Raw genomic sequence first — 23,838 nt, forward strand, 5'->3', positions numbered from 1 at the left:
TCGGGTCTCTGTAGTCCCACCCTGATAACCTTGAACCTTATGCGTTCTCTGCTCGCGCTCGCCCTTCTCACCAGCCTCGCCGCGACCGGCTGCCACTCCCCGTACGTTGAGACCACGGTCAGCAATCACACCGGCAAGCCCATCGAGCTCCTCGAAGTCGACTACCCCAGCGCCAGCTTCGGCACACAAAACCTCGCCACCGGCGCCGACTTCCACTATCGCTTCAAGGTCCTCGGCTCCGGCCCCACCAAGCTTCTCTACACCGACAGCGCCCACCAGGAACACAAATCCGACGGCCCCTTCCTCAAAGAAGGAGCAGAAGGTTCCCTGGCCATCGCCATTACTACCGCCAGTGTGACCTGGCAACCCGCGCCCACCGTCACCAGGTAGATCCCATCATCCGTTCGAGCCCGGCAGGCTCACTTCACTCCGTGCGTCTCACTCCCGGCTCTCAGCTGTCTGCCATGAAACTCGCGACCGTGAGACCGAACCATCAGCGTAATTACCAAACCCAATGCCAGAAGCACAAAGACCATTGCAAAAATCACGACCATCATCATACGTTAGGGCCCTCTGCTGCACTCGCTTTCCGCAGCGCGCAACATAATAATCCTTCTCGGGATCGACTGGCCAATACTTTCTCCCGAACTCTCCCCCATCACCATCTGGGATAAGCTGAAGACAATGCCGCGCGGATATTTCATCACCTTCGAAGGCCTCGACGGCTCCGGAAAGACCACTCAACTACGCCGCCTGGCCACCTCGCTCGAGTCCAAAGGCCGCACCGTCGTCACCCTCCGCCAGCCCGGCGGCACTGCCCTCGGCGACCGCATCCGCAGCATCCTGCTCGACTCCCGCTCCGAAGCCGCCCTCGGCCCCATCGCCCCCGCCGCCGAGATGTCCCTCATGTTCGCCGACCGTGCCCAGTCCATCGCCGAGGTCATTCTCCCCGCCCTCGCCGCCGGCTCCATCATCCTCTGCGACCGCTACACCGACTCCTCCGAGGCCTATCAAGGCGGAGGCCGCCAGCTAGGCAGCCAGCGCATCCTAGCCATGCACGCCGCCGCCTGCGACAACCTCCAGCCCGACCTCACCCTCCTCCTCCTCCCCTCGCTCGAGTCCTCCCTTCGCCGCGCCCGCCGCCGCAACCAGCGCCACGTCGAAAAGCAAGGCACCGACGAAAACCGCTTCGAGCGCGAGTCCGACGACTTCTATCGCCGCATCTACGAGAAGTACGAAGAGATCGCCGCCCGCGAGCCCCACCGCGTCGCCGTCATCCGCGACGACGCCTCCATCGACCACATCGAAGAGATCATCCGCGACATCGTCCTCTCCCGACTCGACGCCGCCGAAGCCTGATCCCGTTTCTTTCCACCTCGTCAACGCCGCCCACCGCGCCCACCAGAAGTATGTTCTCCTCGTCTAAGAAGCTGTCCTGCCGGACGGGCCTCCTGCGCGGAGGGCGGTCACTTCGTGACGTGTATACCGCTTCGCAAAAAGGCGTGCGAACGCCCGCTCTCCGCGCAGGAGGCCCGTCCGGCAGGACAGCGTCTGGACAGCTTCTAAGGCAGTTAACCAAGTCAAAGTCACCTGAGACGACGCAAATGACCACCCCTCCCCTCACCCTCGAAGCTCCCCCAGAACCGGTCAGCAGCAACACGGGACGCATGCCACCAGGCCTCAAGCGCTCCCTCCCCTTCTACGCCTTCAAGCCCTGGGTCAAACTAGGCAGCCCCATCCTCCTCTTCGAGCACCTCCTCAAAACCTACGGCAACATCGCCTGCTACCGCTTCCTCGGCACTCCCATCGTCTTTATCAACGACCCCGAGTACATCCGCGAGATCCTCGTCACCCAGGCCGCCAGCTTCGTCAAAGAGCGCACCGTCCGCCGCATGAAAGTCCTCCTCGGCGAAGGCCTCATCACCTCCGACGATCCCATCCACATGCGTCAGCGTAAGATCGCCGCGCCAGCCTTCCATCGCCAGCGCATCGCCGCCTATGGCGACCAGATCGTAGCCTGCGCCGCCCACCAGAGCGAAACCTGGCAGCAGGAATCTCCCTCCGGCCAGCCAATCGACATCTCAGCCGCCAGCATGAAGCTGTCCCTCGAAATCGTCGCCCGCACGCTCTTCAACACCGAGGTCACCGCCGACATTCGCAGCATCAACGACGAGGTCAACACCATCATGGACCTCTACAACTTCATCGTCGCCTTCCCCAAGATCGAATCCTTCCTCCACCTGCCCATTCCCGGCATCATAAAGTTTCGCCGCTCCAAAGGCCGCCTGGACGCAGTAGTAGACCGCCTCATCCGCGAGCATCGCGAAGCCGCCGCCCGCGGTGAACCAGATCGCGGAGATCTCCTCTCCATGCTCCTGGCCAGCAAGTACGAGTCCGACGACCCCACCCAGCAAACCGGCATGTCCGACGAGCAGGTCCGCGACGAAGTCCTCACCATCTTCCTCGCCGGCTACGAAACCGTAGCCAACGGCCTCGCCTGGACCTGGTATCTCCTCAGCCAGAATCCCGCCATCGAAGCCAGACTCCACGCCGAACTAGACGCAGTCCTAGGCACCGGCGCCACCCAACGCCTCCCCACACTCCCCGACTACCCCGCCCTCCGCTACACCGAACAAGTCTTCGCTGAATCCATGCGCCTCTACCCGCCCGCCTGGGCGATGGGCCGCATGTCCACCAAGCCCATCATCCTTGGCCCCTACACCATCCCCTCCGGCGCACACTTCTTCTTCAGCCAATACATCATGGGCCGCGACCCGCAGTACTTCCCCGACCCACTCCGCTTCGACCCCGACCGCTTCACCCCGGAGAATAAAGCCGCCCGCGCCAAATTCGCCTACTTCCCCTTCGGCGGAGGCAGCCGCCAGTGCATCGGCGAGAGCTTCGCCTGGATGGAGGGTGTCTTCAGCATCGCCACCATCGCCCAGCGCTGGCGCATGATCTACCTCGGCTCGACACCGCCAGAGGTCCAGGCCAAGATAACCCTCCGCCCCCGCGACCCGCTCGTGATGCAGCTAATCCCCCGCTAAAAAAGATCCCGACCAAAGGGAGGGCCCATGCACCAGACACAAGCAAGACCGATACACACGCCACGAAGTGGCCACCCCGCGCGCAGCGGGCCCGTCCGGCAGGACAAGCATCAATCCACAGCAACAATCACACTCGAAGCCTTGAACGCCGCACAAACCCTCTCGCCTATATGTAACTCCAACCGGTGCAAACTCCCATCAGTAATCACACCGGTCAGCAACTCCCCACCTGGCAGCTTGATCGAAACCTCATCATTCACGCTCCCCTCATGAATACTCTCCACCACACCACAAAGAATATTCCGCGTGCTGATCCTGCTCTTATCCAACTCCTTCCCCAGGATGATCCAACTCGCCTTCACCAGCGCATAGGCCTTCATCCCATCCTTCAAACCCATGGCATCCACGCTGCCATTGGTAATGATCGCGGCAACCTCATCCCCACCCGCAGTCCTCAACAGCACCTCGGAGTTCACAGCACCCTTCGTAATCTTGCTGATCGTTCCCGCCAACATATTCCGCGCGCTCGTCTTCATGTACAGTCTCCTCATCCCTATCGTATCTATCGTACCCAAGAGCAAAAAAGCCGCCACTCGGCAACCTTCCCCATCACCAAGGGTTCCAACAGACAAATGCAAAAAGCAAGCCAAGCACGAAGCCTCGCCCTCCTCGCACTAACCCTCGCAGCCCCACTCGCCGTCGCCCAAACCGCTCCCTCCCGGGCCGAGCAAACCATCCTCCAGCTCACCAATCAAACCCGAGCCGCCCACAACCTCCCGCCCATCCACTGGGACAGCGACCTCGCCCGCGCCGCCAGAGTCCACGCCCAGCGAGTCCTGCGCGAACCAGGCGAGTTAGAGCACCAATACCCAGGCGAGCCCGACATGACCACCCGCGGCGCCCAGGCCGGAGCCCACTTCACCACCATCGCCGAAAACCTCGGCCGCGCTCCTGACCCCATCACCCTCCATCAAACCTGGATGAGCTCCCCGACCCATCGCGCCAACATCCTCGATCCCAATCTCGACGCCCTAGGCATCGCCGTCATCCCAGGCCCGGGCGGCCTCCTCATCGCCGTCGAGGACTTCTCCCACAGCGCTCCCGTCCAGTCCTTCGACGGCCTCGAAAGTCGCGTAACCCAGAACCTCCAATCCCACGGCATCGCCCCCGCTCCCTCTAACGCCGACGCGCACCAGACCTGCACCATGCCACGCGGCACAGCAGGCTCGCCAAGACTAGTCGTCCAGTGGGACGGCCCCGACCCCACCATCCTTCCCGACGCTCTCCTCCACGCCATCTCCACCGGCCAGTACACCACCGCCGAAGTAGCCGTCTGCCCCAGCAAACAACCCAACCCTCAATTCACCACCTACAACGTTGCGGTGCTCCTCTACTAAGGTAGGCGGAAAATATCCAATCGCGACCAACGGGAGCGCCAACCAAAGGGGTATACAAGTCACGAAGTGACCGCCGCCCGCGCAGGGCGCACTTCAGGTTTAAAAAATAATCCGCATCCGAGCATTCAGCAGCACACTCGTGTAAGCCTTCGCCGCGTACATCGGGTTAATCGACACCTGCACATCAGGGCCAACCTCCATGCTCTTGGTCAACCTGATCCGATAGAACGTCTCGAAGATACTCTCATGCCGCTTCCCCGTATGATTCGGCTGAATGTAGTTGAACGCCGCGCCGAACATATCGCCCCGCCGGCCAAACGGACGAACGTTCGTCAGTCCCAGCGTATCGGTCTGCCGGATCGCCGTTCCCGTCTCCGTCGCAAAACCATATCGGCCAAACGGCGCCCAGCCATTCGAAAACTCATGATCTAAGCCAATGCCTACCCCGTGCCCGCTGCCCAGATTCTTCGTATCGTCACGCCACACGCCGACGCGAATGTTTAGATATCGACTCCCAGGCGCACCATCAAACCATCCGAACTCCACCCCCTCCAGATATTTCTTATCCGCCAGCGTTTTAATGTTGGTCTGTTGCGCACCCACCGTATCGATCGCCAGAGCGTGCAGATAAAAATGGTGCGTCATCTGAAAGTCAACCGCTCCACCACCCGCATACGTCCCATCCGAAGCAATCGCCAGATTGCCGTCGTTCTCCCCATTCAGAAACTGCGTTCTCTCATCGTTGTTGTAAAAACTAAGGCTGACGTACTGATTCGGGTGCAGCTTGCCCACATAAAACGACAGCCTCTTGTGCATAAAATCCTGCCGCCAATAAAGGATGTTCACCGTAATCGGCCGCTGCGCCCCACCCCCCTGCAGGCAGTTCAAAAAGATTCCCGAGCCCATCTGATCGCTCAGGTTCCACTGTTGACTCATCCCGATATTCGTACCCGAACGTACCAGCAGCCCAATCGAACCAGCCGTACTCTCGTGGTCATAGACCGACCAGTTCCCCGTAAAGTCCAGCCGCCCGCTCAACTGGTCATGTCGCCGCGCCGTATCGGGAACCACCGTCGCATACTGATTCAGAAACGTATACGTCGCTCCAAATCTCAGGCGCGAAGAGAGCTCCAGCCACCGTCCCCCCATATCCGCCGCTCGCGTAACAAACCCAAGCGGATCGCTCTCCAGGAGCGGATCCGCCGGCACCTTGCCCAACGCCGCTGAAGCGGAATCGAGCATCTGCGCGAACTGCGGCAGCGGTCTCTCAAGCGGAGGTTCGGCCTGTGGCTGATACTGGCTGGTCTCATCGGTTGCTCCAGCCCTGACTTGGTTCGTACTTTGCCCAACGAGAGCAGTGGCAGCTCCCAGCAGGACCAACAAGACGACCTTCCGCACGTACTTCCTGGCGCCCACACAACTCCTTAGCGAAGTACTTTTACCCTGTAACAAAACTGATGCACCGACAACAACATTAGCGTCACGAATCTTCCTGGAACTCCACACGCCAACATGCGTGTCCTAGGAGAGTTTGTGGGTGTGGGTTCGGTCGTGGATGCGTCATCTCGACCGAAGCAACGAACAGCTTCATCGTTCGTTCCGCAGTGGAGAGACCCCCGTATTTTTCCCCATCTGCCACGATCCCTCGCTTCGCCCCCCTCTCCCTGGGTGCCGAAACGCGTTTCACCTTGTCAAGCCCCCAAATCCTCTGACCCATCACAAAACCCGCTAAAGACGCACCTTTCCGCGCATCCCCAACTTGGCGCATTACCCCCCGCCAAACGGGTATCATAGAACGAGAGAGATAAAGTCTGGGAAAGCAGAGAGATAAACCAGAGGGATAAATCCCGGAAGCAGACCATCCCCGGCGCGAAGTAGCACACCCGAAGTCCAGACCTAACCTTCCTCGATGGAAGACTTTAGCACTAAACCAGTACACCCGGGGGAGTACCCCGAGAGCCGCATCGAAGACCCAAGCCGAAGAGGAGTCCGCAAGTCGTGACCGCACAAACCGCTCTCCCCGCCACCTTCAACGACTTCCTCGGCAACAGCACCGCCATCGAGCACCTCCGCACCGCCATCGCCGCCGGCCGCCTCCCCCACTCCCTCATCCTCGCCGGCCCCAACGGAGCAGGAAAGTACACCCTCGCCCTCATGCTCGCCATGGCCGTCGAGTGCGAACGCCAGCCGCGCGATCTCTGGTCCAACGGCCAATCCCTCGCCAGCTTCTGCGGCGTCTGTCACAACTGCACCCGCATCGCGTCCGTCGCCAACCTCGAAGACGAGGTCGAAAAAGCCGTAGCCATCCGCGAAGAGCTCAAGACCGAAGCCGACAGGAAAGACACCCGCGTCCTCGTGCAGCCGCACCCCGACGTCCTCATCGTTCCACCCGATCCGCCCCAGCTCCTCATCAAGCTCGGCCAGATCCGCACCGTCATCCAGCGCTCCCACTACCTCCCCAACGAAGCCCCGCGCAAGATCTTCATCCTCACTGCCGCGAACATGATGAAGGAGGCCGCCAACTCCCTGCTCAAGGTCCTCGAAGAACCACCCGCGACGGTCCACATCATCATCCTCGCCGAGAACCCCGGCGAACTCCTCCCCACCATTCGCTCCCGCTGCGCCACCGTCCGCTTAGGTGCACTGCCCGTCGAAGAGATCGAGATGCTCCTCACCGACCGCCGCCCCGACATACCGCCAAAGCAGCGCACCCTCATCGCACGCCTCGCCCAGGGAGCCGCCGGCAAGGCCCTCAGCTTCGACCTCGAAGCCTATACCGCCTCCCGCGCCGACGCACTCGTCTTCCTGCGCAACGCCGCCGCCGCCAACTCCGGCTCCGCAGAGCCTGATCACACCGCCCTCTTCAAGACGACCGAGACCTACCGCGCCGGAGCCGAAGGCCAACAAAAAACCTCAGCCCTCCTCCGCAGCCTCTCCCTCCTCCTCGAAGATCTCCTCCTCCTCGGCGCAGGCACTCCCGAGCTCGTCCGCAACACCGACCTGCGCCCCGAACTCGACCGCCTCAGCAGCACCCTCAGCTTCGCTTGGATCGAATCCGCCTCCCGCGCTCTCGACCAGGTACAGAGCGGATTGCGCCGCAACCTCCTTCGCAGCCTCTCCCTCGACGCCTTCGCCGGCCAGCTCACAGCCGGGCAGCTCACAGCAAGATGACCCAACCCATCCCGATGAGCCAGCCAATCCCACAACGAACCCCACAGCGAACCCCAGAACGAACCACCGCCCGCCTCACCTCCAGCCCACAGGACATCGCCCGCGCCGCCGAGATCCTGCGCCTCGGAGGCACCGTAGCCTTCCCCACCGAGACCGTCTACGGCCTCGGTGCCAACGCACTCGACGCCTCTGCAGTCGAGCGCATCTTCCAGGCAAAAGACCGCCCCCACTGGGACCCCCTCATCGTCCACGTCAGCAACCGCGCCATGCTCGACGAAGTCGCCACCGTCTCCGCAAAAGCAGAGCGCCTCCTCGAAGCCTTCTGGCCCGGCCCCCTCACCCTCCTCCTGCCGCGCACCAAAAAAATCTCAGACGCCGTCACCGCGGGCCGTCCCCTCGTAGGCGTCCGCATGCCCGCCCATCCCCTCGCCCACGCGCTCCTAGAAGCCGCAGGCGTCCCCCTCGCCGCCCCCAGCGCCAACCGCTTCGGCCGCATCAGCCCCACCACCGCAGCCCACGTACTCGAGGATCTCAACCACCGCATCGACGCCATCCTCGACGGCGGCGCAACCACAGTAGGCGTCGAATCCACCGTCCTCGATCCCAACCAGACGCCGATGATCCTCTACCGCCCCGGCGCCATCACCGCAGCGATGCTCCAACCCATTGCGGGCCCAGTCACTCTCTATCAACCCCCGCAGCAGACACCCTCCGAACCCCAAAGCCTCCCATCCCCCGGCGTCGGCATCCGCCACTACGCCCCCCGCGCCCAGCTCATCCTGGTCGACAGCGAATCCGACCTGCAGTCCCAGCTAGTGGCCACTCAAGCAACAGCAAATAATCTCATCGGCGTAATGCTCCCCCAGGGATGGGCCATCCCCAACACCTCGTTAGAAGTCTTTCCCTGGAATTCCATCGAAGATCCCACAGCCCTCGCCCAGACACTCTTCGCCGGCCTGCGCGACCTCGACGCCCGCGGCGTAGCCATCATCCTCTGCCCCATGCCCAAACCCGAAGGCCTCGGCCTCGCCATCCGCGACCGCCTGAAAAAAGCCGCAAAATCAAAGTAGCGGCCTCGTTTTGCACCACACGCCCGCCGTATACTCCATTCATGCAGAACTCTGAGATCGAACTCAAGTTCCCCGTCCCCGATCCAGAAGCTCTCCAGGCCCGCCTCTCGCAGCTAAGCTTCCACCTCGTCACTCCCCGCACCTTCGAGCACAACACCCTCTACGACACCCCCAACCGCGACCTCCGCGCCCTCAAACAGATCCTCCGCCTCCGCCAGTACGGAAGCCTCTGCACCCTCACCCACAAGCGCCTCCCCGACCAGCAGGACCCCGTCGACACCACCCGCTACAAGATCCGCGTCGAGACCGAGACCACCGTGGCCGAACCCGAAGCCATGGCCGAGATCTTCAAGCAGCTGGGCTACCTCCCAGCCTTTGTCTACGAGAAGTACCGCACCGAGTGGTCCCACTCTGCAGGCCCCGACGAGATCACCGCTCACCTCGTCCTCGACGAGACCCCCATCGGCACCTACGCCGAGCTCGAAGGCCCCACCGCCTGGATCGACGAAACCCTCGCCGCACTCAACATCGACCCGGCCACCTGCCTCACCGACAGCTACGGCAAGCTCTTTCTCGACTGGAAGCAGCGCACCTCGAGCCCCGCGGAAAATCTCACCTTCGCCGAAGTAACCTCCCCCGTCCTGTCTCTCCGCTAAAGCCATTTCCCTGTGGGTGTGCAGGTGAGTCAACGCATTCATGGCCGTCTTCTCTCAAGGAAAACGGCGCTGCGGTAAATCCTCCGTTCTACGGAACAGGGAAATTGCGCTAAAGCCTCCCGCCCCTCCGCCGATACAACCTCTGTACCCGGAGGTTTTCCTTGGCAATCCCACTTCGCTCTTCGCGCCCCCTTCTTCTTGCCGGAAGCGTCGCCCTCTGCGTTGGCACTGCCTTCGCAGGCAACGTTCATCGCGCAATCGTCTCCCGCACCAACCCCTCCTACCCCGAACTGGCGAAACGCATGCACGTAGGCGGCAAGGTCATCCTCCTCGTCACCATTCAGGCGGACGGAACCGTATCGGCCACCAAGGTAGAGTCCGGCCACGCTCTCCTCGCTCCCGCCGCCCAGGACGCGGTCACCCACTGGCGCTTCGCTCCGAACTCCGATGCCACCGAGTCTGAGATCGAGGTCAACTTCAACCTCGAGCAGTAGCCCAAAAGAATCCGTAGCACCAGACATCGTAGCCCTAAGCATCATCGCGACAGAGGCCCCGTCGGGATCATCCGGCGGTGTCTCTTAAACCCTGAAATCAATCGCCCCTCAACTCTGCTCCGAGGTCCTCATGCAACTGCAGTCGAAGATGTTTCTGATGACTGGCGCCATTGTCGCCACTACCGTTCTCAGCGCATGTATCGCCCACCGGTACATCGGGGAGGCCAACGCTCTCTCGAACATGGTCACGGAGAATCGCATCCCCGTCATCATGTCCAGTCGCGACATCCGCTCCCACTTCACAGACACCGTTCGCCTGCTTGAGTCCTACATGCTCTTCGGCATCGACGCGACCGCTTCGGCTAACTACCGCAACGCCCGGCGCACACAGTTCGAGCAGGCCGAAGCCTCTCTGGCCCAGCTCCACCAGCAGACCTCGCACTTCGATCTGGGCTCCGATGCCCCGCGACTGATCGCCCTCGACAACGACCTCGCAGCGCTCAAGGTCCTCGAAGAGAAGGTCGAAAGCCTTAACGAATCGAAGACCCCGCAGGGCTCCGCCGCAGCCTACGACACCCTGCAGAACCAGATCATCCCTCTCGAAAACACCCTCTTCTCCAACATCACCGAGATCACGCAGTCCCAGACTCGCCTCGCCAACGAAGAGCAGGCGCAGCTCCGCGAGGCCAACCACTTCACCCTCATCGTCCTCTGGCTCGGTACCATCATCGCCTCCCTCATCGGCATCTCGGTATCGATCTATCTGGCTCGCAAGATCACCTACGCCCTGAACATGGTCATGCACCGCGCCGACGCCATCGCCTCTGGCGACCTCAGCGGCCAGCCTCTGGCTCTCGACGCCACGGACCAGACCGGAGCCCTCGCCAACTCCGTCCAGAAGATGCAGTCCAACCTCGCCGGCATCATCGGCACCCTGGCTCAAACCGTCTCCACCATCACCGGCAGCGCCGCCACTATGGGTACCGCCAGCGATCAGATCCATCGCCGCATGGACCAGCAGAGTCAGCAGACCCAGCAGGCCGCCACTGCCATGCAGGAGATGTCCGCCTCCATCGCCGAGGTCTCCCGCCACACGCAGTCCGCTGCTGAAACCGCCCGCAGCGCCGCCGAGACCGCCCGCGAAGGCGGCACCATCGTCAAGCAGGTCCTCGGTAGCATGCACTCCATCGCCACCGCCGTCAGCGACACCTCCGCCACGGTCGGCCTCCTCGGCGACGACTCGCGCCGCATCTCACAGATCGTCACCGTCATCGACGAGATCGCCCGCAAGACCAACCTGCTCGCCCTCAACGCCGCCATCGAGGCCGCCCGTGCAGGCGACCAGGGCCGCGGATTCGCCGTAGTCGCCGGAGAGGTCCGCCGCCTCGCCGAATCCACCGCGCAGGCCACCGGCGAGATCGCCAGCATGATTCAGGGCATTCAGGACCGCACCCTCACCGCCATCGCCAGCATGGAGAGCGGCACCGGAACGGTTCAGCAGGGAGTCATCACCACCACTCAGGCCGGCGAGGCCCTCGAGCGCATCATCGGCATGGCCGAACGCGTCGACCGCATGATCGCCCAAATCGCCATCGCCGCCTCCCAGCAGACCGCCGCAGCCGACCAGTCCAGCGCCAGCCTGCACTCGATCCACTCCCTCAGCCACGAAAATCTTACCGAGATGGCCACCACCGCAGCCGGAATCGAATCGCTCCGCACCACCGCCGTCACGCTCGAGCAGCAGGTCGAGCGCTTCAGCCTCAGCTCGGCCCCCGACTCAAGGCTGGTTCGCGTCGGAAACTCCCCCGAGCGTCACGTCACCTTCCAACACGCATAACCAAACCATCAAGAAAGAAAAAGGGCCCTCAAATGAGGGCCCTTTTTCTGCACTGAGCTTCGTACCTGTTCCCTATTCCCTACTCCCTGTCACTAGAAGATCTGGAAGTTAACCTCAACGTTCAACTCAACCAAAACAGGCCTACCGTTCTCCATCGCCGGCTTGAACTTGTACTGCCTCACAGCTTCCATCGCCTTCTCATCCAGACCCATACCAACCCCGCGAATCACATGGACGTGGCTGGGATTTCCATTCGTATCGACCCATAGGTTAACCAGAACATTTCCAGCAACCTTAGCCTTCCGAGCCTCTTCAGAGAACTCCGGTTCCACCGAAAAGATCAGCACCGGAGCCGAAACCCCACCGCCAATCCGCTTCGGCCCACCACCGGTATTGCCGCCCGACCCAGGCCCGATACCCGATCCACTTCCAGATCCAAGTCCTGTTCCGCTGCCATTTCCTAACGACATGCCCACCAGCGGCGAGTTCGCCACGCCAATCTGCGGAATACTGGTCGCCATCTTGATATCTTTCTGCATCTCGACCGTCGGATCGATCTTGATCTTCGGCTCGACCAGCGGAGGCTTGCTCGGCGGCACAATCTGCGTGTCTGCAGCCTTCGGAGGTGTTCCCTTCGTCACCGGCGTCGGCCCACGCTGTCCACCGCCTCCACCCATCGCCTGAGCTCTCGGCGGAGCCTGCGGCGGCACCGAAAGGTCCGTCACCTGAACCATCCTCACGGGAGCGGCAAACTGAACCTTCTTCGCCAACAAAAACGCGATCAGCAGAATAATCAATCCATAGATCACGACAGCGGAGGTCGTCGCAATCGGATTCTGCTTCGTCTTCATCCGATCGACAACCGCAATCGGCTGCGACTCCAGCACCAGCGGCGGCAGCTTCACCGGGAAGAACACATCCCGCACGCTGTTCAACAAGGAAGCAAAGACTCCCTCTTCCTCAATAATAAAATCGTTGTCAGCGGGCCTTGACTCAAGGTGCAGCGGAGTTTCGTCCGACCTGCTGAAAGCATCCCGCAAGTTCGCGAAGAACGAGGACCACATAGACCCATCGGTCTCCTCGTTCAAATTCGGCGCGTTCGCCGGGCGTAATGTCGGGCCCTGCTTCTCCGGATCAATCTGCGGGGGTGGTGTCAATAAACTATTCGCCATAAGCTGCTTCGCCTCGGTGCAGTAAGCCGCAGCTCCCGCACACCACTTCCAAAAAATCTCACCGCCTCGAATCCTGCTTCTCTTCTTACGCACCACGTGCCAGGTCGGTTCTCTTCCCGGCTCTGGCCAACCTCGCCTGGTCATTAAACATTCTACAAACATTCACCAACCGGCGCTTGTACCCTTGGACGCACGCCACTACAGGAATGTCTCCTTGCCATCCTATGTACCACCCCTCCGCGCCGTCTACAATAGAGGTTTGCCACAAACTGGATCTTTGTCACAACGAACCAAGAGGACCGAATGTCGGAAGCAACCCAGGCAAAACCCGAACTCAAAGCGCTGAAGTCCACGCTGAATCTGCCCATTGGCGGGAAAGACAACGCATCAGATCCAGCGCCTAAAGCGCTGAAGTCCACGCTGAATCTGCCCCAGACGACCTTTCCCATGAAGGCCAATCTGCCCCAGAACGAACCAGCCCGCCTCCAAGCGTGGCAGCAAGGTGACTTATACGGCCAGATCCGCACCGCCCGCGCCGGCCAGCCCAAGTACATCCTCCACGACGGCCCTCCCTACGCCAACGGAGCCATCCACCTCGGCCACGCCCTCAACAAGTGCATCAAGGACTTCGTCGTCAAAACCAAGACCATGGCTGGCTTCGACGCCCCCTACGTCCCCGGCTGGGACTGCCACGGCCTCCCCATCGAGATCAAAGTCGACGAGCAGCTAGGCCGCAAAAAACTCGAGATGGACCCCATCGCCGTCCGCCGCGCCTGCCGCGAGTACGCGCAGAAGTACGTCGACCTCCAGCGCTCCCAGTTCGAGCGCATCGGCGTCTTCGGCCGCTGGAACGATCCCTACCTCACCATGAGCTTCGGCTACGAGGCCAGCATCGTCGAGACCTTCTACGACTTCTTCGAAAAAAAGTTCGTCTACAAGGGCCTCAAGCCCGTCTACTGGTGCATCCACGACCGCACCGCGCTCGCCGAAGCCGAGGTCGAATACGACCAGCACACCTCGCCCAGCGTCTACGTCCGCTATAAACTCACAAGCGATCCAGCTGTTATCAACGCTGCTCTCGCCGGTAAAGATGTTTACACCATCATCTGGACCACCACCCCGTGGACCCTCCCCGCATCGCAGGCCGTAGCCTTCAACCCGCATCTCGAGTACGTCGCCCTCGCCTGCGAAGGCGGCACCTACCTCATCGCTCAGGCGCTCATGTCCTCGGTCATCGCTCATTGCCATCTCATGAGCGCAAAGAACGCCACTGAGCCCGCATCCCAGGCCGACATCCTCGCAGTCTTCACCGGCAATCATCTGGAGCACGCCACCTTCCAGCACCCGTTCCTCGATCGCAGCATCCTGGGCGTCACCGCGGACTACGTCACCGCCGAGCAAGGCACCGGAGCCGTCCACACCTCACCCGCCCACGGCGTCGACGACTTCTACACCGGCCAGCGCTACAAGCTCCCCGAGATCCAGTACGTCGACAACGCCGGCCGCCAGCGCCACACCGGCACCAACGGCGGAGGCGGAGTTGCCCAACCCTACGAAGACCTCACCGTCTTCAAATCCAATCCCGTCATCATCGAACTCCTCAAAGAAAAAGGCACACTCCTCAGCGACACCACCTTCGAGCACTCTTACCCGCACTGCTGGCGCTGCCACAACCCCGTCATCGTTCGCGCCACCGAGCAGTGGTTCATCGGCATGGAAACGCCAATGATCACCGACGAAGGCACCGTCACCACCTTCCGCCAGCGCGCCCTCGACGAGATCAAGCAGGTTGTCTGGGACCCCGCCTGGGGCGAAGAGCGCATCTCCAACATGATCGCCACCCGGCCCGACTGGTGCATCTCCCGTCAGCGCATCTGGGGCGTTCCCATCGCCGTCTTCCTCTGCGACAAGTGCGGCGAGCCCCTCAACGAACCCTCCATCAACAAGAGCATCGTCGACCTCTTCAAAAAAGAGGGTGCAGACGCCTGGTACAAACACGAACCCGCCGCCCTGCTCCCCGCAGGAACCGCCTGCGCAGGCTGCGGCCACAAAGAGTTTCGCAAAGAGATGGATATCCTCGATGTCTGGTTCGAATCCGGCTCCAGCTGGCACGCCGTCCTCGACCTCGAACCCGAGCTCCACTCCCCAGCCGATCTCTACACCGAAGGCGGCGACCAGCACCGCGGCTGGTTTCACTCTTCCCTCCTCACCTCGGTAGCCGTCCGCAACCACGCTCCCTACAAGATGGTCGCGACCTCTGGCTGGACCCTCGACGAACAAGGCCGTGCCTTTTCGAAGAGCCTGGGAAATGGAGTGGACCCTGTCGACATCGCCAAACGTCTAGGCGGCGAGATCATCCGTCTCTGGGTGGCCTCCGTCGACTTCCGCGAAGACGTAGCCGCCAGCGAAAACCTCATGCAGCGCGTCAGCGACAACTACCGCAAGCTGCGCAACACCCTGCGCTTCCTCCTCGGCAACATCCACGACTTCAATCCCGCGACCGATGCCATCGCCTTCGCCAACCTACAGCCGCTAGACCAATACATCCTAGCCCGCACCGCCGAGCTCGACGCCAAGATCCGCGCCGCCTACGACAGCTTCGAGTTCCACCGCGCCTACCACGCCCTCAACGAGTACGTGAACACCGACCTCAGCGCGCTCTACCTCGACGTCCTCAAAGATCGTCTCTACACCTTCGCGCCCAACCATCCCGGCCGCCGTAGCGCGCAGACCGCTCTCTGGCGCATCGCCGAAACCCTCACCCGCCTCATCGCCCCAATTCTCAGCTTCACAGCCGACGAGGTCTGGGCACTCCTGCCCAAGGTAGAAAACCGCGAATCAAGTGTCCACCTCGCCCACTTCCCCGCCATGTCCGAGATCATCCCTGTCACCACCCGCAAACTCGAAGAAGACTTCGACCACCTCCTCACCCTGCGCGACGAGGTCCTCAAGGTCCTCGAAGAGGAGCGCACCGCCAAGACCATCAGCAACAAACCCTCCGAGACCCAGATCGTCCTCGGCTGGCTCAACACCCTCGCCGAGCAGCCCAACCCCGTCTTCGAGCAGTACAAATCCATCCTGCCCGAGCTCTTCGGCGTAGCTCAGGTCGAGATCTCAAACGCCATCATCACCGAAGGCACCGTAGAAAAGGGAGCCTTCTACGTTCAGGCCAAACCCGCTGCAGGCTCGAAGTGCGAACGATGCTGGCGCTTCACCGAAGACGTAGGCCACGAAGCAAACTACCCAACCGTCTGCCTCCGCTGCGCCGAAGCCCTCGAAGCCATCCACTTCCCACCCTACGACGCACCACCCAGCAACACCACGGAGTCGCAAGCCTGATGTCCTCACTCAACAAGACGACCTACGAAACCACAGCTCCGGCCGTTGAGCCCGTCCATCGCGATCAACGCGGCCTCACGCTCGCCATCGCCGCCGCAGTCGTCCTCCTCGACCGCATCACCAAACACATCGTCGCCCGTCAACTCCCCAACGGCCAGGCCCACACCGTCATCCCCGGCATCTTCCGCATCACCGACGTGCACAACACCGGCGCCGCCTTCAGCATGTTCGCCGAATCCGCCTCGCCCACCACCGTGCGCAACATCCTCATCGCCTTCTCCGTCCTCGCAGTCATCGTCCTTCTCGGAATGCTCTGGCGAGCAGGGCGCGTCCTCTCGCTCAGCTCCATAGCCCTCGCGCTCATCCTCGGAGGAGCCTTCGGAAATCTCTACGACCGCGTCCGCTACAGCTACGTCGTCGACTTCCTCGAGGTCCACATCGGCAGCTACCACTGGCCCGACTTCAACGTAGCCGACAGCTGCATCGTCATCGGAGCCTGCCTCCTCCTCATCGAAATCTTTCGCCCCCAACCATCTGACTCATAAGCCCTGTTCCCTAAGCCCTACTTCCTTTCCTCTATGAATGACCAGATCACAATCCGCGGCGCCCGCACCCACAACCTCAAGGGCATCGACGTCGACATCCCGCACAACGCCCTCACCGTCGTCTCGGGCGTCAGCGGCTCCGGCAAATCCTCCCTCGCCTTCGATACCGTCTACGCCGAAGGCCAGCGCCGCTACGTCGAATCCCTCTCCGCCTACGCCCGTCAGTTCCTCGAGCGCATCGAAAAGCCCGACGTCGACTTCATGGACGGCCTCGCCCCCGCCATCGCCATCAAGCAGAAAAATCAAACCCGCAACCCCCGCTCCACCGTAGCCACCGCAACCGAGATCTACGACTACCTCCGCCTCCTCTACGCCCGCTGCGGCACCGTCACCTGCCTGCACTGCGGCGGCATCGTCAAGCACGACACCGTAGACGAGATCATCACCACCCTCTTCGCTCTGCCCGAAGGCACACGCACCTACGTCCTCTTCCCCATCCTCCGCGCCGAGATCAAACTCGAGCCCATGCAGATCGCAACCACCGCAGAGCCCGAAGCCGAAGCTCCAAAGCCAAAGAAGACCGCCGTAAAGAAATCTTCGAAAGCCGCAAAGTCAACAGCGCCCGAAACGCTCAACCTCACCGACAGCCTCAAAGAACGCCTCACCGAACTCCGACGCCGCGGCTACAACCGCCTCTACCAATCGGGAAAAATCGTAGAGTTCTCCACCCCCGAATCCCTCCTCGAACTCGACTTCACTCAACCCATCTTCGCCCTCATCGACCGCCTCTCCATCAGCCCCGAGAGCCGCGCCCGCATCGTCGACGCCATCGAAACCGGCTACCGCGAATCCGGCGAAGTCCAGTTCCATACCGTCCCACGCGACGGCGAAATCGAAGCGCAGAAGTACCGCTTCTCCGCAGCCTTCGAGTGCACCACCTGCCACCGCGCCTACCGCGAACCCGAACCACGCCTCTTCTCCTTCAACAACCCATACGGCGCATGCCCCCGCTGCCAGGGCTTCGGCAACACCATTGACTTCGACCCCAACCTCATCATCCCCGACAAGTCGAAGACCCTCGACGAGGGCGCCATCGCCCCCTGGACCACCACCAAATACCGCCCCCACCACGGCGAGATGAAGCGCGCCGCCAAAGCCGCAGGCATCCCCACCGACGTCCCCTGGTACGATCTCACTCCCACGCAACAAGCCTTCATCGAAGACGGCAACGGCACCTTCCCCGGTATCCGAGGCTTCTTCGCCGCCCTCGAACACAAAAAATACAAGCTCCACGTCCGCGTCTTCCTCTCCAAATACCGCGGCTACGCCCTCTGCCCCGACTGCCGTGGCCAGCGCCTCCGCGCCGAAGCCCGCGCCGTCCTCATCAACAATCAAAACATCTGCGAGACCTCCGCCCTCACCATCACCGGCGCCCAGCAGTTCTTCGATAATTTGCAACTCACACCAGCACAATTAGAAGTCGCCGGCAAAATCCTCGAAGAGGTCCGCCAGCGCGTCCACTTCCTCCACCAGGTAGGCCTCGACTACCTCACCCTCGACCGCCTCAGCTCCACCCTCTCCGGCGGCGAAGCCCAGCGCATCCAACTTGCAACCTCACTAGGCTCCCGTCTCGTCGGTGCCCTCTACGTCCTCGACGAGCCGAGCATCGGCCTCCACACCCGGGACACCGCCAAGCTCATCAGCATCATGAAAGACCTCCGCGACCTCGGCAACACCATCCTTGTCGTCGAGCACGACCCCGACGTCATCCGCGCCGCCGACCACCTCCTCGACCTCGGCCCGGGCGCAGGCGAACTAGGCGGCCAACTCCTCGCCGAAGGCACCGTCGCCGAGGTCACCGCCAACCCCAACTCCATCACCGGCAAATACCTCTCCGGCCGCGCCACCATCCCCATCCCCAAGCACCGCCGCGAACCTGGCCGCGAGCACCTCAAACTCACCGGAGCCCGCATTCACAACCTCCGCGGCGTCGACATCGACATCCCCCTCGGCCTTCTTTGCTGCGTCACCGGCGTCAGCGGCTCCGGCAAATCCACAATCGTCCACCAGGTCCTCTACCGTGCGCTCATGCAGGCTCTCGGCCAGACCGAAGGCGCAGACCCCGCGCACCTCTACCGCGAACTCACCGGCACCCACCACCTCAACGACGTCATCCTCGTCGACCAGTCCCCCATCGGCCGCACCCCGCGATCCAATCCAGTTACATATATCAAAGCCTTCGACGACATTCGCGCCCTCTTCGCCGCGCAGCCCGACGCCAAGCGCAAAGGCTTCGGCCCCGGACACTTCTCCTTCAACGTCCCCGGCGGCCGCTGCGACGTCTGCGAAGGCGACGGCACCGTCACCGTCGAGATGCAGTTCCTCGCCGATATCGAGCTCCCCTGCGAAGAATGTAACGGAACACGCTACAAATCCTCTATCCTCGACATCCGCTACAAGGGCAAGAACATCCACGACGTCCTCAACATGACCGTCAAGGAAGCTCTCGTCTACTTTGCCGGCCACCCCAAGATCGTCGACAAGCTCTACGTCCTCGACGAGGTCGGCCTCGGCTACGTCCGTCTCGGCCAATCCGCCACCACCCTCTCCGGCGGCGAAGCCCAGCGCGTCAAACTCGCATCGCACCTCGCCACCGCTCGCTCCATCACCAACCGCAGCGCCAACGACACCGCCGCCAAGGCCCGCAGCCGAACCCTCTACATCCTCGACGAGCCCACCACCGGTCTCCACTTCGACGACGTAGCCAAGCTCCTCGCAGCCTTCCGTAAGCTCATCGAAGGCGGCGGCTCCCTCCTCGTCATCGAGCACAATCTCGACGTCATCAAGTCCGCCGACTGGGTCATCGACATGGGCCCCGAAGGCGGCAGCGGCGGAGGCCAGATCGTAGCCACCGGCACCCCCGAAGAGATCGCCGCCAACCCCGCATCCCACACCGGCCACTGGCTCGCCCCCGTTCTCAACCTCGCCGCCCCGAAGGCCGAACCAGAACTCCAGGTCACCGCTTAGCCCGAACAGAAAGCATCGGCTCTGGTCGTCATCAACCTCTTTCATCCCCTGTTCGTAGCAATCAGACGGCTGTTATTGTAGAGGCGATGAGAAAAAAGAGAGCAGCTACCGCCAACGCAATTCAGCAGGCTGAACTGATTCTGAAACTGTATGAACTCCGGCGGGAGGCGGTCATGCGCGAAGCGCGCTCCTACGTAGGCGGCGATTTTCTACCCGCATCCGCCAGCGAACTTATCCAGATTGTCAGTGCAGGGGACAGGCACAGTAGTTTCGTTCTTCAAGTCTACGGATACTGGGAGATGGTCGCCGCCTTTGTAAGAAGCGGTGCCCTCGACGCAGAGTTGCTCTACAACACCTGTCCCGAGATGTACTTCCAATACGCCAAAATTCAGCCCCATCTGGCTCAGTTTCGCGAAGAGATGGACATGCCCGAGTTCCTGATCAGCATCGAACAGCTTATAGAAGGATCACATGCGGGCCGCAGGCGTCTCGAAGCCATGCAAAAGAATCTGGCCGCCATCGCCGAGGCACGAAGTCGCTCTGCCTCAAAGCCCCAAACAACGTCAAAGCCAACCTCAAAGCCAACGTCAAAGCCACGGAGAAAAAGATAGCTTCACTCCAGACCACCGCGTAGCCCGCAGCATCCTATCCCCGAACCATCCCCGAACCATCCCCAGACCCCGCCGTTCACGAAAGCACCGTTTGCCTTTTCGCGTTCAATCGGTCTAGTATCAAATCCTTCTCCTCCCCAGGCATTGCGGGCCAGCACCTCAGAAAACCCAGGAGGTACTATGGGTTCATCCTGTCCCAACCGACATCGTCCTAGCCTTCGATTAGCCACAGCAACCTTATTTGGCTTCTGCGCTCTCTCTGTCGCCGCCGCTCAGGCCAACGACCCGCTCCTCCCCGGCGTCACTTACGTCTGCAGCGGCGAGCGCATCTTCATCGAGAGCTGCAACATACGCGACACCTCCGACACCTCCACCTGCATGGTCGGCCACCCCGACCACATCCAGCCCAACGGCCTCATGCAATACACCAACGCCACCCGTGGCGCCCTGAAAAAACTCTTCCCCACCTGCACCCAACCCTCCGCCAAGCAGGTCGCCGCCGCAAAGGCCTTCCAGCAGAAGCAGCAGGACATCTACAACGCGAACGTCCAGAAATCCAACGACCAGCTCAACGCCGCCCAGCAACAAGCCCAGTCCGGCGCGGGCTACGGCCAACCCACTCCCCCCAAGAACGCGGAAGAGCGTGAGATGCGCCGCTGCGTCAGCTCCGGCAGGCTACCCTCCAGCTGCACCGGAAACCAACTCTTGGGCGCCTTCTCCCAGATGTTCACCCAGGTGACCTCTGCGCTTGCTCCCGGCATGGCCCCCAAAGAGGGATCCTCCTCCGGCCCGAATATGGCAGGAGTCTTCGAAGGCGCCGGCCACTGGCGTCTCGACTTCATCGACGGCGGCGTCCTCGTCAACTGCTCTTTCCTCTCGCCCAATCAAGAGGCCTACTCCCTCGACTTCAAAGAGGGCCGCGCTGTCCTGATCATCAACACCAGGCCCAAGCCTCTGGTCCTCACCCTCCACGGTACTGAAACCATCACCGGGCCGCCCGGCCCCGTCACCATCGACGGCGTCGTCGCCGGCGGCTACACGCCAGGTAGCTCCTCTCCCGGCCACACCGAAACGTCCCAAACCACCACCCACGAAATGGTCGATAAGAGCCAGACCGGCAACTACGGCCAATCGCAGCTCACCTACCAGGGCAACAACCAATACGACGCCGCCACCACTCACACCAACAGCACCTACGTCGCTGGCGCATCTACTCCTGGCTACACAAACTTCGTCCCCAAGCGCGCCACCTGCCCCGCCATCAACCTCTCCTCCAAAGGCGCCGGCACGGGCATCCAGACCATGCAAACCGATCTCCTGAAGACAGCATTCGGCGGAGACAAAGGGCCACCCACCCCTCCCGGCATCCGCATGCACGGCATCTTCGCCGCATCCACCGGCTTCAGTGTCGAGTTCTTCCCCGAGTCCGTCATCCTCGGCTGCGGTCCCGATGCCGCTCGAGCCTATCCCTACACCGTCGAGCCCGGCGCATCCGGCGTCGCCATCAAAATCGCCGCTCCCGATCACCCCCTCGCCCTCATCATCAAGCCCGACGGCTCACTCGACCCCGGCTCATCCGCCCCCTACCAGGTCCACGGACGCGTCGTCACCGGCCAGGACAACAACGACAACTTCACCTTCGCCCCGCTCGAACAGACCTGCAATCTCGCCACCCTCACCCCCAGCAAGACCATCCCCTCCTCCGGCGGCGCCACCACCATGCTCGCATCCGCTGGAAATCCGGCAGCAACCGCTGGAAATCCGACAGCAACCCCAGCCAACAATGGTGGCACCCTCTCCACCTCTGCCACGCCCCTCGGCAACGCCACTCTGTCCATCGTCTCCGGGCTCCCCCCACAACCCGGCGCACCCAACCCTCTCGCCGGACATCCCTACACCCTTCTCCGCAACAGCGTCGCCGACATACTGGCAAAGCAAGGCATCTCCGTTCCCCAGGGGTCGTCCCCTTATAAAGTCCTCGGCATCGCCTGCGGAAATCACACCCCGGACTGCCAAAAGATTCTGGATGCCGTCAAAGCAAATGCCGCCTCCGCCATCCGGGCCGACGCCAACGGCAGCGGAACCTTCCCCGGCGTCGCTCCCGGAACCTACTACCTGATGATCTCAGCCCGCTACAACAATCAGGCTCTCGTCTGGGACCACCCCATCCAACTAAAGCCCGGCCCAAACTCACTCTCCCTCGACCAGCGCAACGCAACGCCGATCAATTGAAACCAAACCACACGTCCGCGGGAGTGCCTGGAACGGAGCAGAGAGAGCTGCGCCGCTGCGTCGCCGGGACTTTCTACTTTGATCACCCAAAGCGGACCTGACGCTCCGGCGCAATCCGTCGGGCGAGTTGCGCGATTAGGCGGGAACGTACGTCAACCTAATCACGTCCTCGCCAATTCGATCGCTGGCAACAAGACGGAGCGGCGGCCGGGGACCGGAGAAGTATGGCTTGCCGCGACCAAGCACGACGGGGTGGAGGTAGAGTCGATACTCATCAATAAGACCAAGGTCAGTTAAGCTTCCTGCCAGGTCTGGTCCGGCAACTGCAATCTCCCCAACTGGCTGTGCCTTCAGCCCACGTATCACCGCCTCGACGTCATCCTCGACAAGTGTGGCGTTGGGTCCGACCGATTTTAACGTGCGCGACACAACCCACTTCGGACAGCTCCGCCACACCGCCGCGAACTCGTGTTCCTCCGCGTCCCAGTCCGGACGGTCTTCGTCCCAATAACGCATTATCTCGAACATGCGGCGACCGTATACCATGCCCGTCAGGTCGCGCGTATGCTCTATGAAGACACGAAAGACCGCCGGGCTTGGCCTAAATGCCTGATGGTCGACGTAGCCATCCAAGGACTGGTTCAATCCATACACGAGCCTTGCCATGTACAAAACCTCCACCGCTGTTTACGTCAGGAGCGCATGATTGAGGCCCGCGATAGCGCAATGCTGGCGACATAGCAGGCCAAAGAAATGATGATGCCTCTGAGAGGCGCGCTGAAAAAATAAACCTTGCAGAGCACAACAAAACCACCAAGCATTGCTAACCCGACAACGAGCAGGAACGGAGAATGAAAGAGAAGTTGGCCATGAGCCAATGCAAGAAAACCAAAGACCAAGCCGAACAAAATAAGCCCCATGCTGTGGCTGACATTGAAGCCCACCCAACACCGCCACATTGTTGTTTCCTTCGTAAGGACAGGTGCAATCTGGCTCATGCTGATTTGCAGTGCTGGGTCACGAGGCGTGAGCAATGGCCCCCAGAACGTATAAACGAGGTGGACGACTCCGAGCGTAAAGCTAATGCCAGCACTAAGAACCATGAGAATCTTTGCGGCCAAGATGCTCTCCCTATTTTGTCGACCTAACGCCTGGGTTAAGCCGCCGAGCAGCGCCCGAAGAGGTGGCTGGTCGGCTTGAACCCTGTGTTAGCGCCGCATCGCTGATCCCTTTCAGCTTT

General features: G+C 61.7%; 19 protein-coding genes. 14 read left to right on the plus strand and 5 right to left on the minus strand.

From position 1 onward, the window contains the following. The first annotated feature begins 39 nt into the window (after positions 1 to 39). From HDF09_RS02610 to HDF09_RS02620, 3 genes are all read left to right on the plus strand, one after another. Positions 40 to 390, plus strand: coding sequence for a hypothetical protein (locus tag HDF09_RS02610; RefSeq protein ID WP_183761007.1), 351 nt, complete (start codon positions 40 to 42; stop codon positions 388 to 390). Positions 391 to 684: 294 nt separating this feature from the next. Beyond that, positions 685 to 1,359, plus strand: coding sequence for a dTMP kinase (gene tmk / locus HDF09_RS02615; protein ID WP_183761009.1), 675 nt, complete (start codon positions 685 to 687; stop codon positions 1,357 to 1,359). Between the two features lie 245 nt (positions 1,360 to 1,604). Further along, on the plus strand, positions 1,605 to 3,047 hold the full coding sequence (locus tag HDF09_RS02620; RefSeq protein ID WP_183761011.1) for a cytochrome P450: 1,443 nt from the start codon (positions 1,605 to 1,607) through the stop codon (positions 3,045 to 3,047). A 110-nt stretch (positions 3,048 to 3,157) separates the two neighbouring features. Here the strand turns inward: HDF09_RS02620 and HDF09_RS02625 are convergent, their stop codons facing one another. After that, the gene (locus HDF09_RS02625) at positions 3,158 to 3,583 is read right to left on the minus strand and encodes a TOBE domain-containing protein (protein WP_183761013.1); all 426 of its coding nucleotides are present in this window, start codon (positions 3,581 to 3,583) and stop codon (positions 3,158 to 3,160) included. 96 nt (positions 3,584 to 3,679) lie between these two features. Here HDF09_RS02625 and HDF09_RS02630 point away from each other — a divergent pair, with 96 nt between their 5' ends. Further along, positions 3,680 to 4,444, plus strand: a complete 765-nt coding sequence (locus HDF09_RS02630; RefSeq protein ID WP_183761016.1) for a CAP domain-containing protein — start codon at positions 3,680 to 3,682, stop codon at positions 4,442 to 4,444. A 99-nt stretch (positions 4,445 to 4,543) separates the two neighbouring features. On the opposite strand, the gene HDF09_RS02635 is transcribed toward HDF09_RS02630, so the two are convergent. Beyond that, complete coding sequence (locus HDF09_RS02635) at positions 4,544 to 5,860, minus strand: carbohydrate porin (RefSeq protein ID WP_311718465.1); 1,317 nt, start codon at positions 5,858 to 5,860, stop codon at positions 4,544 to 4,546. 582 nt (positions 5,861 to 6,442) lie between these two features. Between HDF09_RS02635 and HDF09_RS02640 the strand changes: the two genes are divergently transcribed. From HDF09_RS02640 to HDF09_RS02660, 5 genes are all read left to right on the plus strand, one after another. Continuing rightward, positions 6,443 to 7,615 (plus strand): DNA polymerase III subunit, encoded by a 1,173-nt coding sequence (locus HDF09_RS02640; protein WP_183761019.1) that lies wholly within the window; start codon positions 6,443 to 6,445, stop codon positions 7,613 to 7,615. Then, entirely contained in the window at positions 7,612 to 8,685 is a 1,074-nt protein-coding gene (locus HDF09_RS02645) for an L-threonylcarbamoyladenylate synthase (protein WP_260180884.1), read from the plus strand. The genes HDF09_RS02640 and HDF09_RS02645 overlap by 4 nt, the downstream gene beginning before the upstream one ends. A gap of 41 nt (positions 8,686 to 8,726) precedes the next feature. Continuing rightward, positions 8,727 to 9,341, plus strand: a complete 615-nt coding sequence (locus HDF09_RS02650) for a class IV adenylate cyclase (protein ID WP_183761022.1) — start codon at positions 8,727 to 8,729, stop codon at positions 9,339 to 9,341. Between the two features lie 161 nt (positions 9,342 to 9,502). Continuing rightward, the gene (locus HDF09_RS02655; protein WP_183761025.1) at positions 9,503 to 9,835 is read left to right on the plus strand and encodes an energy transducer TonB; all 333 of its coding nucleotides are present in this window, start codon (positions 9,503 to 9,505) and stop codon (positions 9,833 to 9,835) included. Positions 9,836 to 9,965: 130 nt separating this feature from the next. Further along, positions 9,966 to 11,672 carry a methyl-accepting chemotaxis protein gene (locus tag HDF09_RS02660; protein ID WP_183761028.1) on the plus strand — a complete coding sequence of 569 codons (1,707 nt, stop codon included), beginning with the start codon at positions 9,966 to 9,968 and terminating at the stop codon, positions 11,670 to 11,672. Positions 11,673 to 11,764: 92 nt separating this feature from the next. On the opposite strand, the gene HDF09_RS02665 is transcribed toward HDF09_RS02660, so the two are convergent. After that, positions 11,765 to 12,844 carry an energy transducer TonB gene (locus tag HDF09_RS02665; RefSeq protein ID WP_183761031.1) on the minus strand — a complete coding sequence of 360 codons (1,080 nt, stop codon included), beginning with the start codon at positions 12,842 to 12,844 and terminating at the stop codon, positions 11,765 to 11,767. A 447-nt stretch (positions 12,845 to 13,291) separates the two neighbouring features. On the opposite strand from HDF09_RS02665, the gene ileS reads away from it, so the two are divergent. The 5 genes from ileS to HDF09_RS02690 all read left to right on the plus strand — a co-directional run bounded on the left by ileS (position 13,292) and on the right by HDF09_RS02690 (position 22,598). Then, entirely contained in the window at positions 13,292 to 16,183 is a 2,892-nt protein-coding gene (gene ileS / locus HDF09_RS02670) for an isoleucine--tRNA ligase (RefSeq protein ID WP_260180966.1), read from the plus strand. Continuing rightward, positions 16,183 to 16,728, plus strand: a complete 546-nt coding sequence (lspA, locus tag HDF09_RS02675; protein WP_183761037.1) for a signal peptidase II — start codon at positions 16,183 to 16,185, stop codon at positions 16,726 to 16,728. The genes ileS and lspA overlap by 1 nt, the downstream gene beginning before the upstream one ends. Before the next feature lie 33 nt (positions 16,729 to 16,761). Next, complete coding sequence (gene uvrA, locus HDF09_RS02680; protein ID WP_183761040.1) at positions 16,762 to 19,755, plus strand: excinuclease ABC subunit UvrA; 2,994 nt, start codon at positions 16,762 to 16,764, stop codon at positions 19,753 to 19,755. A gap of 86 nt (positions 19,756 to 19,841) precedes the next feature. Then, positions 19,842 to 20,366 (plus strand): DUF4760 domain-containing protein, encoded by a 525-nt coding sequence (locus tag HDF09_RS02685; RefSeq protein ID WP_183761043.1) that lies wholly within the window; start codon positions 19,842 to 19,844, stop codon positions 20,364 to 20,366. A 180-nt stretch (positions 20,367 to 20,546) separates the two neighbouring features. After that, positions 20,547 to 22,598 carry a hypothetical protein gene (locus tag HDF09_RS02690; protein WP_183761046.1) on the plus strand — a complete coding sequence of 684 codons (2,052 nt, stop codon included), beginning with the start codon at positions 20,547 to 20,549 and terminating at the stop codon, positions 22,596 to 22,598. A gap of 135 nt (positions 22,599 to 22,733) precedes the next feature. Here HDF09_RS02690 and HDF09_RS02695 read toward each other — a convergent pair whose 3' ends face one another. After that, positions 22,734 to 23,264: a dihydrofolate reductase family protein gene (locus HDF09_RS02695; RefSeq protein ID WP_183761049.1), complete on the minus strand. Its 531-nt coding sequence runs from the start codon at positions 23,262 to 23,264 to the stop codon at positions 22,734 to 22,736. 26 nt (positions 23,265 to 23,290) lie between these two features. Beyond that, on the minus strand, positions 23,291 to 23,719 hold the full coding sequence (locus HDF09_RS02700) for an LIC_13387 family protein (RefSeq protein WP_183761052.1): 429 nt from the start codon (positions 23,717 to 23,719) through the stop codon (positions 23,291 to 23,293). Positions 23,720 to 23,838 lie beyond the last annotated feature (119 nt).

Origin of the sequence: Edaphobacter lichenicola, assembly GCF_014201315.1 — a bacterium.
Classification (GTDB): domain Bacteria; phylum Acidobacteriota; class Terriglobia; order Terriglobales; family Acidobacteriaceae; genus Edaphobacter; species Edaphobacter lichenicola_B.

Excerpts from the sequence above, each read along its gene's own strand:
- HDF09_RS02660 (WP_183761028.1), top strand. The coding sequence starts at position 9,966 with ATGCAACTGCAGTCGAAGATGTTTCTGATGACTGGCGCCATTGTCGCC.
- tmk (WP_183761009.1), top strand. The coding sequence starts at position 685 with ATGCCGCGCGGATATTTCATCACCTTCGAAGGCCTCGACGGCTCCGGA.
- uvrA (WP_183761040.1), top strand. The coding sequence starts at position 16,762 with ATGAATGACCAGATCACAATCCGCGGCGCCCGCACCCACAACCTCAAG.
- HDF09_RS02650 (WP_183761022.1), top strand. The coding sequence starts at position 8,727 with ATGCAGAACTCTGAGATCGAACTCAAGTTCCCCGTCCCCGATCCAGAA.
- HDF09_RS02625 (WP_183761013.1), bottom strand. The coding sequence starts at position 3,583 with ATGAAGACGAGCGCGCGGAATATGTTGGCGGGAACGATCAGCAAGATT.
- HDF09_RS02690 (WP_183761046.1), top strand. The coding sequence starts at position 20,547 with ATGGGTTCATCCTGTCCCAACCGACATCGTCCTAGCCTTCGATTAGCC.
- lspA (WP_183761037.1), top strand. The coding sequence starts at position 16,183 with ATGTCCTCACTCAACAAGACGACCTACGAAACCACAGCTCCGGCCGTT.
- ileS (WP_260180966.1), top strand. The coding sequence starts at position 13,292 with ATGAAGGCCAATCTGCCCCAGAACGAACCAGCCCGCCTCCAAGCGTGG.
- HDF09_RS02645 (WP_260180884.1), top strand. The coding sequence starts at position 7,612 with ATGACCCAACCCATCCCGATGAGCCAGCCAATCCCACAACGAACCCCA.
- HDF09_RS02695 (WP_183761049.1), bottom strand. The coding sequence starts at position 23,264 with ATGGCAAGGCTCGTGTATGGATTGAACCAGTCCTTGGATGGCTACGTC.
- HDF09_RS02685 (WP_183761043.1), top strand. The coding sequence starts at position 19,842 with ATGAGAAAAAAGAGAGCAGCTACCGCCAACGCAATTCAGCAGGCTGAA.
- HDF09_RS02630 (WP_183761016.1), top strand. The coding sequence starts at position 3,680 with ATGCAAAAAGCAAGCCAAGCACGAAGCCTCGCCCTCCTCGCACTAACC.
- HDF09_RS02620 (WP_183761011.1), top strand. The coding sequence starts at position 1,605 with ATGACCACCCCTCCCCTCACCCTCGAAGCTCCCCCAGAACCGGTCAGC.
- HDF09_RS02665 (WP_183761031.1), bottom strand. The coding sequence starts at position 12,844 with ATGGCGAATAGTTTATTGACACCACCCCCGCAGATTGATCCGGAGAAG.
- HDF09_RS02610 (WP_183761007.1), top strand. The coding sequence starts at position 40 with ATGCGTTCTCTGCTCGCGCTCGCCCTTCTCACCAGCCTCGCCGCGACC.